11 protein-coding genes are annotated in these 12,599 nt (G+C 72.7%); 9 read left to right on the top strand and 2 right to left on the bottom strand.

Annotated features, from left to right (window positions below; genetic code table 11):
- The first annotated feature begins 148 nt into the window (after positions 1-148).
- The 8 genes from ftsY (at position 149) to AB0C17_RS01630 (ending at position 9,867) form a co-directional block, all read left to right on the top strand.
- Complete coding sequence (ftsY, locus tag AB0C17_RS01665) at positions 149-1,339, top strand: signal recognition particle-docking protein FtsY (RefSeq protein WP_357390537.1); 1,191 nt, start codon at positions 149-151, stop codon at positions 1,337-1,339.
- A gap of 8 nt (positions 1,340-1,347) precedes the next feature.
- Complete coding sequence (locus AB0C17_RS01660) at positions 1,348-2,211, top strand: aminoglycoside phosphotransferase family protein (protein ID WP_355015018.1); 864 nt, start codon at positions 1,348-1,350, stop codon at positions 2,209-2,211.
- A 167-nt stretch (positions 2,212-2,378) separates the two neighbouring features.
- Positions 2,379-3,734: an ammonium transporter gene (locus AB0C17_RS01655; protein ID WP_357390540.1), complete on the top strand. Its 1,356-nt coding sequence runs from the start codon at positions 2,379-2,381 to the stop codon at positions 3,732-3,734.
- 25 nt (positions 3,735-3,759) lie between these two features.
- Positions 3,760-4,098: a P-II family nitrogen regulator gene (locus tag AB0C17_RS01650; RefSeq protein ID WP_174537509.1), complete on the top strand. Its 339-nt coding sequence runs from the start codon at positions 3,760-3,762 to the stop codon at positions 4,096-4,098.
- A 17-nt stretch (positions 4,099-4,115) separates the two neighbouring features.
- Positions 4,116-6,380 (top strand): [protein-PII] uridylyltransferase, encoded by a 2,265-nt coding sequence (locus AB0C17_RS01645; protein ID WP_357476248.1) that lies wholly within the window; start codon positions 4,116-4,118, stop codon positions 6,378-6,380.
- 186 nt (positions 6,381-6,566) lie between these two features.
- A complete protein-coding gene (gene ffh / locus AB0C17_RS01640; RefSeq protein WP_357390544.1) occupies positions 6,567-8,120 on the top strand; it encodes a signal recognition particle protein in 1,554 nt (517 codons plus the stop codon).
- A 67-nt stretch (positions 8,121-8,187) separates the two neighbouring features.
- Entirely contained in the window at positions 8,188-8,766 is a 579-nt protein-coding gene (locus AB0C17_RS01635; RefSeq protein WP_357390546.1) for a Uma2 family endonuclease, read from the top strand.
- Between the two features lie 18 nt (positions 8,767-8,784).
- Positions 8,785-9,867 (top strand): amidohydrolase family protein, encoded by a 1,083-nt coding sequence (locus tag AB0C17_RS01630; protein ID WP_357390548.1) that lies wholly within the window; start codon positions 8,785-8,787, stop codon positions 9,865-9,867.
- Between the two features lie 41 nt (positions 9,868-9,908).
- On the opposite strand, the gene AB0C17_RS01625 is transcribed toward AB0C17_RS01630, so the two are convergent.
- Positions 9,909-10,502: a TetR family transcriptional regulator gene (locus AB0C17_RS01625; protein ID WP_357467281.1), complete on the bottom strand. Its 594-nt coding sequence runs from the start codon at positions 10,500-10,502 to the stop codon at positions 9,909-9,911.
- Between the two features lie 25 nt (positions 10,503-10,527).
- A complete protein-coding gene (locus tag AB0C17_RS01620) occupies positions 10,528-11,058 on the bottom strand; it encodes a hypothetical protein (RefSeq protein ID WP_357390551.1) in 531 nt (176 codons plus the stop codon).
- A gap of 70 nt (positions 11,059-11,128) precedes the next feature.
- Between AB0C17_RS01620 and proS the strand changes: the two genes are divergently transcribed.
- A complete protein-coding gene (proS, locus tag AB0C17_RS01615; protein ID WP_357390553.1) occupies positions 11,129-12,544 on the top strand; it encodes a proline--tRNA ligase in 1,416 nt (471 codons plus the stop codon).
- Positions 12,545-12,599: the final 55 nt, after the last annotated feature.

Raw genomic sequence — 12,599 nt, 5'->3', positions numbered from 1 at the left:
GACATCCACCTCCGACAAGATCGTTTCGGCTGTTCCCTACCCGGCCGGCGGTTGCGGTACGCCTTCCGGTGCGAGCGTACCCGCAGGTTGTTCGCGTGCCGAGGCGGTGAGTGGGACGCCGTCGCCGCCATCTGACAGGATTTCGGGCATGACGGAATACCTCCTCGTCGCTCTCGCCCTGCTCGGCGTGCTGATCATCGGCGGCCTGAGCCTCGTGGTGCCCCGGCTGCGCCGGCGCCCGCAGCCGCCGCTGCCGCGCACGGAGGTCGACACCCGGACGGAGGAGGACCTGGCCGGCCCGCCGGTCGAGGCCCCGGAGGCGGAACTCACCACCGGCGTGGTGGTCGAGGCGCCGCCCGCCCCTCCGGTCGAGGCGCCCCCGGTCGAGGTGCCGGAGCCGACCGCCGGCCGGCTGGTCCGGCTGCGGTCGCGGCTGTCCCGCTCGCAGAACGTCTTCGGCAAGGGCCTGCTCGGCCTGCTCAGCCGCGACCGGCTGGACGAGGACACCTGGGAGGAGATCGAGGACAGCCTGATCACCGCCGACGTCGGCATCGACGCCACCCGGGAGATCGTCGACCGGCTGCGCGAGCGGACCCGGGTGCTCGGCACCCGTACCGGTGACGAACTGCGGGCGCTGCTCGCCGCCGAGCTGGTGAACGCGCTCGACCCGACGCTGGACCGCTCGCTGCGCACCGCGCCGAAGGAGGGCGTCCCGGCGGTGGTGCTCGTGGTCGGCGTCAACGGCGCCGGCAAGACCACCACCTGCGGCAAGATCGCGCGGGTGCTCGTCGCGGACGGCCGCAGCGTGCTGCTCGGCGCGGCCGACACGTTCCGGGCCGCCGCCGCCGACCAGCTGGAGACCTGGGGCGGCCGGGTGGGCGCCGAGACGGTCCGCGGGCCCGAGGCCGCCGACCCGGCGAGCGTCGCGTTCGACGCGGTCAAGCGCGGCATCGACACCGGCGTGGACACGGTGCTCATCGACACCGCCGGCCGGCTGCAGAACAAGGTCGGCCTGATGGACGAGCTGGGCAAGGTCAAGCGGGTGGTGGAGAAGCACGGCCCGATCGACGAGACACTGCTGATCCTCGACGCCACCACCGGCCAGAACGGGCTGGAGCAGGCGCGGGTCTTCACCGAGGCGGTGAACGTCACCGGCGTGGTGCTGACCAAGCTCGACGGCACGGCGAAGGGCGGCATCGTGATCGCCGTGCAGCGCAAGCTCGGCATCCCGGTCAAGCTCGTCGGCCTCGGCGAGGGCAAGGACGACCTCGCCCCGTTCGACCCGGCACAGTTCGTCGACGCGCTGCTCGGCACCGAGCCGCTCGCCCGGGACGCGTAGCCTCTCCCGTGACGACTGACGATCGCGCCTACGCGGGGTGGCGCGACCCCAGCCACCCGTCGCCACGCCTCGGGAGACCGTACGTGACTTCGCAGGAGATCCCGCTGCACGGCGGGAACGTGAGCACCGTGGTCCGTGTGGGAGACACGGTCCGGCGCAACGCCGGCCCGTGGACGCCCTCCGTGCACGCGCTGCTGCGCCACCTGGAGTACGTCGGCTTCACCGGCGCTCCCCGGGCGCTCGGCATGGACGAGCGCAACCGGGAGGTCCTGTCGTACCTGGAGGGGGAGTGCGGGGAGTACCCGCTGGCCCCGCACTGGGTGACCGACGAGGCCCTGGTCACGGTGGCCACCATGCTGCGGATGTTCCACGACGCGCAGTACGGCTTCACTCCGCCGCCCGGCGCGGTCTGGCGCTCGTTCGGGCCGCCCCCGCCGGACACCGAGGTCATCTGCCATCACGACGCCGCGCCGCACAACGTGATCTGGCGGCCGGACGGCACGCTGGGTCTGATCGACTTCGACCTCGCCTCGCCGGGTGCCCGCATCTACGACGTGGCGTACGCGGCCTGGACCTGGGTGCCGATCTTCTCCGACCGCGACTCGATAACGCTCGGCTGGAAGCACCCGGACCGGGCGCGCCGGCTGCGGCTGTTCGCCGACGCGTACGGGCTGATCCCGCGCGACCGGCACCGCCTCATCCGGACCATCCGCAAGCGCATCGTCGACCACGTCGAGGGCATCCGGCGGATGGCCGCGGCCGGTGAGCCGGCGTTCGTCCGGATCGTCCACAAGGGTCACCTGCGTCGTCCCATGCGCGACCTGCGGCTGCTCGACTACGAGCGGCACCAGCTGGAGGCCGCGCTCCGCTGAGCAAGATCGGCGTTCTTCACACGCCGGAAACAACCCGTCACGCGTCGGAAATCGCGCGGTGTCGCTGAAGGAAACAGCCGGCGACAAAGCTTCCGCGCAACCGGCTGACGGGCGATGCTGCCAGGTCTTCAGTCGGAGGGAGGAATACGACAACGAGAGGAGGCAGCGTGGAGATCGACACCGGGAACACTGCCTGGTTGCTTGTCTCGACTGCCCTCGTGCTGCTCATGACCCCCGGTCTCGCGCTGTTCTACGGCGGCCTGAACCGGTCCAAGGGCGTTCTGAACATGATGATGATGAGCTTCTCGTCCATCGGGCTCGTCAGCATCCTGTGGCTTTTCTACGGCTTCACCGTCGCCTTCGGCGAGGGCGGCAAGTTCTGGGGTGACCTGGGTCAGTACCTGGGCACCAAGACCTTCGTCGGCGAGAACGACCTGTGGGGCGAGACGGGCATCCCGATCTACGTCTTCATCGCCTTCCAGATGATGTTCGCGATCATCACCGTGGCGCTGATCAGCGGCGCGCTGTCCGACCGGGCGAAGTTCGCCGGCTGGCTGCTGTTCGCGTTCGGCTGGGCCACCCTGGTCTACTTCCCGGTCGCCCACATGGTCTGGGGCGGCGGGCTGATCGGCGGCGACATCGGCGCGCTCGACTTCGCCGGTGGTACCGCCGTGCACATCAACGCCGGTGCCGCGGCCCTCGCGCTGGTGCTGGTGCTCGGCAAGCGGGTCGGCTGGCCGCGCGAGAGCATGAAGCCGCACAACGTCCCGATGGTCGCCCTCGGCGCCGCGCTGCTGTGGTTCGGCTGGTTCGGCTTCAACGCCGGCTCCGAGCTGACCGCCGACGGGGTCACCGCGCTGGCGTTCATCAACACCCAGGTCGCCACCGCCGCGGCGCTGCTCGGCTGGATCGTGGTGGAGTGGGTGCGCGACGGCAGGCCGACCCTGGTCGGTGCCTCCTCCGGCGCCATCGCCGGTCTGGTCGCCATCACCCCGGCCTGTGCGTTCATCACCCCGGCCGCAGCGGTGCTGCTGGGTGTGGTGGCCGGCGCGGTCTGCGCCCTCGCGGTCGGCCTGAAGTACCGCCTCGGCTACGACGACTCGCTCGACGTGGTCGGCGTGCACTTCGTCGGCGGCTGGATCGGCTGCCTCTGGATCGGCCTGTTCGGCACCGCGTCGGTCAGCTCGCTGGTGGAGACCGACGGCCTGTTCGTCGGCGGCGACGCCACGCTGCTCGGCAAGCAGGCGATCAGCGCGCTGATCGTGACCGTCTACTCCTTCGTGGTCGCCTTCGTCCTGGGCTTCGTGATCGACAAGACGATCGGCTTCCGGGTCTCCGCCGAGGCCGAGGTCGACGGCATCGACATCGCCGAGCACGCCGAGAGCGGCTACGACCTGTCGCCCACCACGGGCAGCAGCGGTGGCGCGTTCGCGATGGCCGGGATCGGCGCCGGCAAGCCGGCTTCGGAGCCCGCCGTCGAGGCCGACGAGTCCGCGCCGGTAAGCGAGAAGGTCGCCGGTTAACGTTCCTGGGATGGAGGGGTTGGACATGAAGCTGGTGACCGCGGTCATCAAGCCGTACCAGCTGGACGCGGTGAAGGAGGCCCTGCACGCGCTCGGCGTGGCCGGGCTGACGGTCAGCGAGGTCCAGGGCTACGGCCGGCAGAAGGGGCACACCGAGGTCTACCGGGGTGCCGAGTACACGGTCGAGTTCCTGCCCAAGATCCGGGTCGAGGTGCTCACCGACGAGATCGACGTCGACAAGATCGTGGACGCGATCGTCGGCGCCGCCCGGACCGGCAAGATCGGCGACGGCAAGGTCTGGGTGACCGGCGTCGAGGAGGTCGTCCGGGTACGCACCGGCGAGCGCGGGCTCGACGCCCTCTGACGGCCGAACCCGCTGACATGACCTCGTTGACCACGGCCGCCGCCCCCACCGGGGACGACGTGCCCGTGGTCAACGAGGTCGTCGGCGTACCCGGCGGCATCGGTGAGCCGGCCCGGATCGCGCGGGCCGAGGCGCTCGAGGCCTGGCTGCGCCGGACCTTCCCGGCCCGGGACGGAGTCGCGCTGGTGGCGGTGGGCGGGCTGGGCCGCCGGCAGTGCGCCCCCTACGGCGACCTCGACCTGGTGCTGCTGCACGCCGGGGTACCCGGCATCGACGAGCTGGCCGCGTCGCTCTGGTATCCGATCTGGGACGCCGGGCTGCGGCTGGACCACTCGGTGCGTACCGTCGCCGAGGCGCTGTCGGTGGCCCAGGACGACGTCAAGGTCGCCCTCGGCCTGCTCGACGCCCGGCACGTGGCCGGCGACCCGGCCCTGACCGACCAGCTCGCCCGGACCGCCACCGACCACTGGCGGCGGACCGCGATCCGCCAGCTCCCCGGCCTGCGCGAGATCACCGCCGCCCGGTGGGAGGCGCACGGCGAGCTGGCGTTCCTGCTCGAAGGGGACCTCAAGGAGGCGGCCGGCGGGCTGCGGGACGTGGGCATCCTGCGGGCCATCGCCACCGCCGGGGTCACCGACGCGCTCCGCCCGGCCGTGTACGCCGCGCACCGGCGGCTGCTGGACACCCGCGACGCGCTGCACCAGCAGGTGGGCCGGCGGGTCGACCGCCTGGTGGCGCAGGAGCGCGACGGCGTGGCGCGGCTGCTCGGCGCCGAGGACGGCGACGCGCTCCTGCGGCTGGTGGCCGGCGACGCCCGCACCGTCAGCCACGCCCTGGACGACGCCTGGCGCGCCGCCGACCGGCTCCGTTCCGGCCGGCACCGCGCCGCCCCGGGCCGCCCGCTGCGCCGCCCGGTCGCCCGGGACGTGGTGGAGCAGGACGGCGAACTGGTGCTCGCCCGTACCGCCATCGGGGCCCGCCCCGACCCGAGCCTGTCACTGCGGGTGGCCGCCGCTGCCGCCACCACCCGGCTGCCCATCGCGCGCGCCACCTGCGAGTGGCTGGCCGCGTACTGCCCACCGCTGCCCGCGCCGTGGCCACCGGCGGCCCGGGCCGCGCTGATCACCCTGCTCGGGGCCGGTCCCGGCCTGGTGCCCGCCTGGGAGACCTGCGACAGGTACGGGCTGATCGACCGCTGGCTGCCCGAGTGGACCCGGATGCGCAGCCTGCCCCAGCACAACCCGGTGCACCGGTTCACGCTCGACCGGCACCTCGTGCAGACCGCGTACGAGGCCAGCCGGCACACCCGCGACGTGGAACGCCCCGACCTGCTGCTGCTCGGCGCGTTCCTGCACGACATCGGCAAGGGGCTGGAAGGCGACCACTCCGTGGTCGGTGCGCCGCTGGCCGAGGCGGTCGCCACCCGGATCGGGCTGCCGCCGGACGAGGCGGCGCTCATCGGGACGCTGGTCCGGCTGCACCTGCTGCTGCCCGACGTGGCGACCCGGCGCGACCTGTCCGACCCGAAGACCGTCGCCGGGGTCGCCGAGCGCGTCGGTGACACCGGCACGCTGGAACTGCTGCACGCCCTGGTTCGCGCCGACGCCGCCGCCACCGGCCCGGCCGCCTGGTCCGGCTGGAAGGGCCGGCTGATCGCCGAGTTGGTGAGCCGGGTGCGGACCACGCTGGACACCGGCGTGGTGCCCGCCCCGCCGGCCCCGGACCCGGTGCTCGTGGCCGGGCCGCTGCCTGTCGTACACCTGCGGGAGGATCGGGTGTCGGTCGCCGCCGCCGATCGGCGCGGGCTGCTCGCGACGGTGGCCGGGTGCCTGGCGCTGCACCGCCTGGAGGTGATCTCCGCGGACGCCGCCACAGTCGACGGCCGGGCCCTTGTCGAGTGCCGGGTGCAGCCGCGCTACGGGCTGGCCCCGGACCCGATCGCGCTCAGCGCCGACCTGCGCCGCGCGGTCGGCGGCGACGTCTCGGTCATCCAGCGGCTGCGTGGCCGGGCGCTGGCCGCCCGCAGCCAGGGCGCCGCACCCCGGGTGGTGTGGCACCGGGAGGCGGCCACCGACGCGGTCCTGCTGGAGTTGCGGGCCGCCGACGCGGCCGGGCTGCTGTACCGGGTGACCTGCGCGCTGGACGAGGCCGGCGCCCAGGTGCGGGCGGCCCGGATCTCGACGCTCGGCGGCGACGTGGTGGACGCGTTCTACCTGGTCGGCGGCTGGCCCCCGGACGAGGAACGGGCGCGGATCGAGGCCGCCGTGCTGGGCTCCGTGTAAGGAAGGGCCCCCTGTTAACGCCTCCGGTAGAGGAAGGGGCCCCTGTTAACACCCCGCCGACGAGCGGTGCGGGCCCGTGGACGGCCGGGCCGGAGCGGGGGTGCGGGCGGCGGGCTACCCTAACGGTGGGCTGGACCACCGGCCCGGCAGCATGTGCCCGCCGAAAACGACAAACGGGATGTTCGCGTGTTTGACACCTTGAGTGACCGCCTGTCCGGGATCTTCACCAAGCTACGCGGCAAGGGCCGGCTCACCGACGCCGACATCGACGCCACCGCGCGCGAGATCCGGATGGCGTTGCTGGAGGCCGACGTCGCCCTGCCGGTGGTCAAGGGCTTCATCGCGAACGTCAAGGAGCGGGCGCGCGGCGCCGAGGTCTCCCAGGCGCTCAACCCGGCTCAGCAGATCGTCAAGATCGTCAACGAGGAGCTGATCAAGGTCCTCGGCGGCGAGGGACGGCGGCTCCAGTTCGCCAAGCACCCGCCGACCGTGATCATGCTGGCCGGCCTCCAGGGTTCCGGTAAGACCACGCTCGCCGGCAAGCTGGCCCGCTGGCTCAAGGGCCAGGGCCACCAGCCGCTGCTCGTCGCCGCCGACCTCCAGCGTCCCAACGCCGTCGGGCAGCTCCAGGTGCTCGGTGGCCGGGCCGGGGTCGAGGTGTACGCCCCGGCGCCCGGCAACGGCGTCGGTGACCCGGTGCAGGTGGCCCGCGACTCGATCGAGCACGCCCGCCGCGCCGCCCGGGACATCGTCATCGTCGACACCGCCGGCCGGCTCGGTATCGACACCGAGATGATGCAGCAGGCCGCGAACATCCGCGACGCGGTCCAGCCCGACGAGGTCATCTTCGTCATCGACGCGATGGTCGGCCAGGACGCGGTGCGCACCGCCGAGGCGTTCCGCGACGGCGTCGGCATCACCGGCGTGGTGCTGTCCAAGCTCGACGGCGACGCCCGCGGTGGCGCCGCGCTCTCCGTCCGCGAGGTGACCGGCCAGCCGATCCTCTTCGCCTCCACCGGCGAGAAGCTGGAGGACTTCGACGTCTTCCACCCGGACCGGATGGCCAGCCGGATCCTCGGCATGGGCGACGTCCTCACCCTGATCGAGCAGGCCGAGGCGGCCTTCGACTCCGATCAGAAGGAGAAGATGACCGCCAAGCTGATGGGCGGGGAGACCTTCACGCTGGAGGACTTCCTCGATCAGCTCATCGCGGTCCGGCGGATGGGCCCGATCGCCAACGTGCTGGCCATGATGCCGGGCATGGGGCAGATGAAGGACCAGCTCGCCGAGCTGGACGACAAGCACTTCGACCGGGTCACCGCGATCATCAGGTCGATGACCCCGGCCGAGCGCACCAACCCGAAGATCATCAACGGCTCCCGCCGGGCCCGGATCGCGAACGGCTCCGGCGTCACCGTCATGGACGTCAACCAGCTGCTCAACCGCTTCACCGACGCGCAGAAGATGATGAAGCAGATGGGCGGCATGATGGGCCTGCCCGGCGGTGGCCGGCGCAAGGCGACCAAGTCGCCGAAGAACAAGCGTAAGGGCACCAAGGGCGGCGGACGGCCGCGTACCGGCGCCGGGATGCCGGGCGGCTTCCCGGGCGGGATGCCGCAGCTGCCGCCGGGCCTGGACCCGGGCGACCTGGCCGGTGGGCAGGGCCTGCCGCCGGGCTTCAAGCTCCCGAAGATCGACTTCAACAAGCTCGGCAAGGGCGGCGACAAGGGCCCTCGCTAGCGTGTCGGTGACGGTGGGCGACATCGCTGTCTCTTAAAGTGATGTCGCCCCCTGGAAGGAGATGTCAATGACCGCGGCCCCGATCCTGCCGGAGCGGCACGAGTGGACGGTCGACGACCTGGGCGAGCTGCCCAAGGACCTTCCGTACGAACTGATCAACGGAAGGTTGATCGTGCCGTCGCCCACTCTGCTGCACCAGGACATGTGCGTCGAGTTGCTGCTCGCGCTCCGCGTGAACTGCCCGAAGGAGTACCAGGTCGGGATCGATCTGTCGATGCGGGTCGACCGCCGTAACGAGCCTCGGCCGGACGTCGTCGCGGTCGTGCGGGGTAACGCCAACCGGAGCCCGCTGCCGGTCGAGGACGCTGTGCTCGCCGTCGAGGTCATCTCGCCGACCTCCACCTTCCGCGACATGTACGACAAGGCCAGGGTCTACGCGCACGCCGGTGTCCGCTCCTACTGGGTGCTCGACCCGGTCAAGGAGAAGATCACGCTGACCGAGTACGTGCTCGGCGCCAATCGCGAGTACAAGCAGGTCAGTCAGGCCGAGGACCTGTTCGTCACCGAGCGGCCCTGGAAGGTCTCGGTCGACCTGCCGGCGCTGACCGCGCGCCGCGACGACCTGCTCGCCGGCGAGGAGGACTGATCGGGTAGGACTGTGCACATGGCTGCTCTGCACGTGCGCGGTGTGTTCCTTCCCGACGACGAGGTCCGGGACGTCTGGCTGGTCGGCGACCGGGTCACATTCGAACCGGTGCCCGGCGCCGAGACGGTGGCCGACGGCGGCTTCGTGCTGCCCGGCCTGACCGACGCGCACTGCCACATCGGCATCGCCCGCGGCGGCAGCCCGATCACCTCCCTCGACCAGGCGCGAGAGCTGGCCCGGACCGACCGGGACGCGGGCGTGCTGGCGATCCGGGACGCCGGGTCGCCGTACCCGTACCCCGAACTGGAGGACGAGCCGGACCTGCCGCGACTGGCCCGCGCGGGCCGCCACGTCGCCCCGCCGAAGCGCTACCTGCGCGACATCGGCGTGGAGGTCGGCGCGGCGGAGGTCGCCGCGGCGGTGGCCGCGCAGGCCGCGGCCGGCAACGGCTGGGTCAAGCTGGTCGGCGACTGGATCGACAGGGGAGTGGGCGACCTGGCGCCGGCCTGGGACGCCGACACCATGACCGCGGCGGTCGCCGCCGCACACGCCGCCGGGGTACGCGCGGCGGTGCACACGTTCTCCGAGTCGGCCGTGGAGATCATGGTGCGGGCCGGGGTGGACTCGGTGGAGCACGGCACCGGGCTGAGCCTCGACCTGATCGACCTGATGGCCCGGCAGGGCACCGCGCTGGTCCCCACGATGATCAACATTCGGACGTTCGGTCACATCGCGGAGCAGGCCCGGCCCAAGTTCCCCGGGTACGCCGACCACATGCTCGCGCTACGCGACCGCTTCCCCGAGGTGGTGCGCGCCGCGCACGAGGCGGGCGTGCCGATCTACGTCGGGACCGACGCGGGCGGCGGCATCGACCACGGGCTCGCGGCCGAGGAGATGATGCTGCTGCACGAGCAGGCCGGCATGTCCGCCCCGGACGTGCTCGCCGCCGCCTCCTGGCGGGCCCGGGAGTGGCTCGGCTTCCCCGGGCTGGTCGAGGGCGGCCTCGCCGACCTGGTGGTCTACCCCGAGGATCCGCGCCGCGACCTGCGCGTGGTCCGGGCACCCAGCCGGATCGTGCTGCGCGGCCGCGTCGTCCGCTGACGGGCCGGCCGTCCGCTGGCCGATTGCCGCCGTCGGCCGGCCTAGCGGGTCGTGGCCGCCGTCAGGAACAGGCGGACCGCCAGGCCGGCCAGCCGGTCGGCGGTCTCGTCGACCGGGCCGCCGGGCAGCACGATGTGGCTCACCACCAGGCGTACGACGCTGTCCGCCGCGAACGCCAGGGCCGCCGGGTCGGCGTCGGGCAGGCGTTCACCGGTCCACTCCAGCAGCGCCCTCGCGGCCTCGGCGAGCACCAGCTCGGACCGGGTGGTCAGATAGGGCAACAGCTCCTCCGAGCCGCCCGGCGTGCTGGTCAGGACCGCCCTCACCAGCGGGTTCTCGGCGGCCGAGGCGAGGGTGCGGTGGATCGCCGCGTACGCGGCCGCACGCACGTCGGAGTCGTGCTCGTCCAGCGCGGACCGGACCTGGCCGACGAACCGGTCCACCTCGTGCCGGGCCAGCGCCTCGCCCAGGCCCGCCTTGGTGCCGAACTCGTTGTAGACCGTCTGCCGGCTCACCCCGGCCGCGCTCGCGACCGCACCCATCCGGACCCCGGCCCAACCCGTCGTGACGGTCAGCGACCGTGCGGCGTCGACGATCGTGCCACGCACCGGCGTGACGTTCCTCGGCTTAGGCATGATGATCGAAGTCTACGGTCGCCGCTCAGCGCACCACGAGTTCGTACTCCGCCTCGACCCGGAACGGCCCGCCGTCGTGGCCGCCGAAGGTCAGGTGGTGCGTCCCCGGCGCGGGCGGCGGCACCAGGCCCCACAGGCCCCAGCAGGAGACGTGTACCGGCCACGGCCACGCGGTGACGACGTTGTTGAAGAACCCCCGCACCGGGAACGAGGCGGGTGAGCCCGCCGGGTGCACCGGCACCGCGACCCCGTCCAGCTCGGCGTGCCCTTCGGCATGGGGCATCGGCGGGACCGGGTCGTCCCGGCGGCCGACCCGCCAGCAGCAGATCGCCGGGAAGAACAGGGGGCGGCCCGCCGGCACCACGCAACGCCGGGCGACCCCGCCGCCCTGCGTGCCCGCGAGGAACCACACGTCGTCGGGCTGGTGACGCCCGCCGTGCCGGCCGGTGGTGTCCTTGAGCGGGTTGACCGGCTGGCGGTGGGCGGCCACCCAGGCCACCCAGCGGGCGGCGAGCGGGGCCAGGACCGGCGCCGGGTCGGGGGTGGGGAGGAGCATGACGGCAGATGGTAGTGGGGGGCGCGCCCGGCTGCGCCGGCCCGTCACGGGACGCATAGGATGTGCGGTCATGGCACGCGTGCTCACTCCCCGTGCGGAGGACTTTCCCCGCTGGTACCAGGACCTGATCGCCAAGGCGAAGCTGGCCGACAACGGCCCGGTCCGGGGGACCATGGTGATCCGACCGGCCGGCTACGCCATCTGGGAGCGGATGCAGGCCGAGATGGACGCCCGGATCAAGGCGGCGGGCGCGGAGAACGCGTACTTCCCGCTGTTCATCCCGGAGAGCTACCTCAAGCGGGAGGCCGAGCACGTCGAGGGCTTCTCGCCGGAGCTGGCGGTGGTCACGCACGGTGGCGGCAAGCAGCTCGCCGAGCCGGTGGTGGTGCGCCCCACGAGCGAGACGGTCATCGGCGAGTTCATGGCCAAGTGGATCGACTCGTACCGCGACCTGCCGCTGCTGCTCAACCAGTGGGCCAACGTGGTCCGGTGGGAGCTGCGCCCGCGGATCTTCCTGCGTACCAGCGAGTTCCTCTGGCAGGAGGGGCACACCGCGCACGCCACCCGCGAGGACGCGCGCGCCTACGCGCGGCGGATCCTGCACGAGGCGTACGAGGACCTGATGGTCAACGTGCTCGGCATCCCGGTGGTGGTCGGCCTGAAGACCGCCCGGGAGCGCTTCGCCGGCGCCACCGCCACGTACACGTGCGAGGGCATGATGGGCGACGGCAAGGCGCTGCAGCTGGGCACCAGCCACGAGCTGGGCCAGAACTTCGCCAAGGCGTTCGACATCAGCTACTCCTCGGCCGAGGGTGGCCGGGAACACGCGTGGACGACCTCCTGGGGCACGTCCACCCGGATGCTCGGCGGCCTGATCATGTGCCACGGCGACGACAACGGGCTGCGGGTGCCGCCGAAGCTGGCGCCGGTCCAGGCGTACGTGATGGTCGTCAAGGACGGCGAGGGCCCGGGCGGCCCTGCCGAGGCGGCCCGGAAGCTCCACGACGCGCTGCGTGACGCCGGGGTGCGGGTGGCGCTGGACGACCGCACCGACACCGCGTTCGGCCGCCGCGCCGTCGACGCCGAGCTGCGCGGCTACCCGGTCCGCGTCGAGGTCGGCCCGCGTGACCTGGCCGCCGGCAACGCGGTCGTGGTCCGGCGTACGGACGGCTCGAAGGCCCCGACGCCGGTCGCCGACTTGGTCGGCGCGGTGGTGGCCGCGCTGGAGGCCGACCAACGGGCGCTGCACGACCAGGCGCTGGAGTTCCGCCGGTCCCGCACCGTCGAGGTGTCGACGCTGGCCGAGGCGATCGAGGCGTCCGCCACCGGCTGGGCGCGGGTGCCGTGGTCGGCGGTCGGCGTCGAGGGTGAGGCCGAGGCGAACGGCCAGGGCGTGACGGTCCGCTGCCTGGTGCGCGCCGACGGCTCGGTGCCGGACTCGGAGGACGAGCCCGACCTGGTGGCGATCCTCGCCCGCGCGTACTGAGGTGTAAGGAAGGGCCCCCTCTTAACGCATTCTGCATAGGCGGGGGCCCTTGTTA

Source organism: Micromonospora sp. NPDC048887 (assembly GCF_040649715.1).
Taxonomy (GTDB): Bacteria; Actinomycetota; Actinomycetes; order Mycobacteriales; family Micromonosporaceae; genus Micromonospora.
The sequence above is the reverse complement of the archived record's forward strand: the minus strand, read 5'-3'. Positions and strand labels throughout refer to the sequence as shown.

Coding starts and splice junctions, on each gene's coding strand:
- AB0C17_RS01635 (WP_357390546.1), top strand. CDS start 8,188: ATGACCGCGGCCCCGATCCTGCCGGAGCGGCACGAGTGGACGGTCGAC.
- AB0C17_RS01650 (WP_174537509.1), top strand. CDS start 3,760: ATGAAGCTGGTGACCGCGGTCATCAAGCCGTACCAGCTGGACGCGGTG.
- AB0C17_RS01645 (WP_357476248.1), top strand. CDS start 4,116: ATGACCTCGTTGACCACGGCCGCCGCCCCCACCGGGGACGACGTGCCC.
- AB0C17_RS01620 (WP_357390551.1), bottom strand. CDS start 11,058: ATGCTCCTCCCCACCCCCGACCCGGCGCCGGTCCTGGCCCCGCTCGCC.
- ftsY (WP_357390537.1), top strand. CDS start 149: ATGACGGAATACCTCCTCGTCGCTCTCGCCCTGCTCGGCGTGCTGATC.
- AB0C17_RS01625 (WP_357467281.1), bottom strand. CDS start 10,502: ATGCCTAAGCCGAGGAACGTCACGCCGGTGCGTGGCACGATCGTCGAC.
- proS (WP_357390553.1), top strand. CDS start 11,129: ATGGCACGCGTGCTCACTCCCCGTGCGGAGGACTTTCCCCGCTGGTAC.
- AB0C17_RS01630 (WP_357390548.1), top strand. CDS start 8,785: ATGGCTGCTCTGCACGTGCGCGGTGTGTTCCTTCCCGACGACGAGGTC.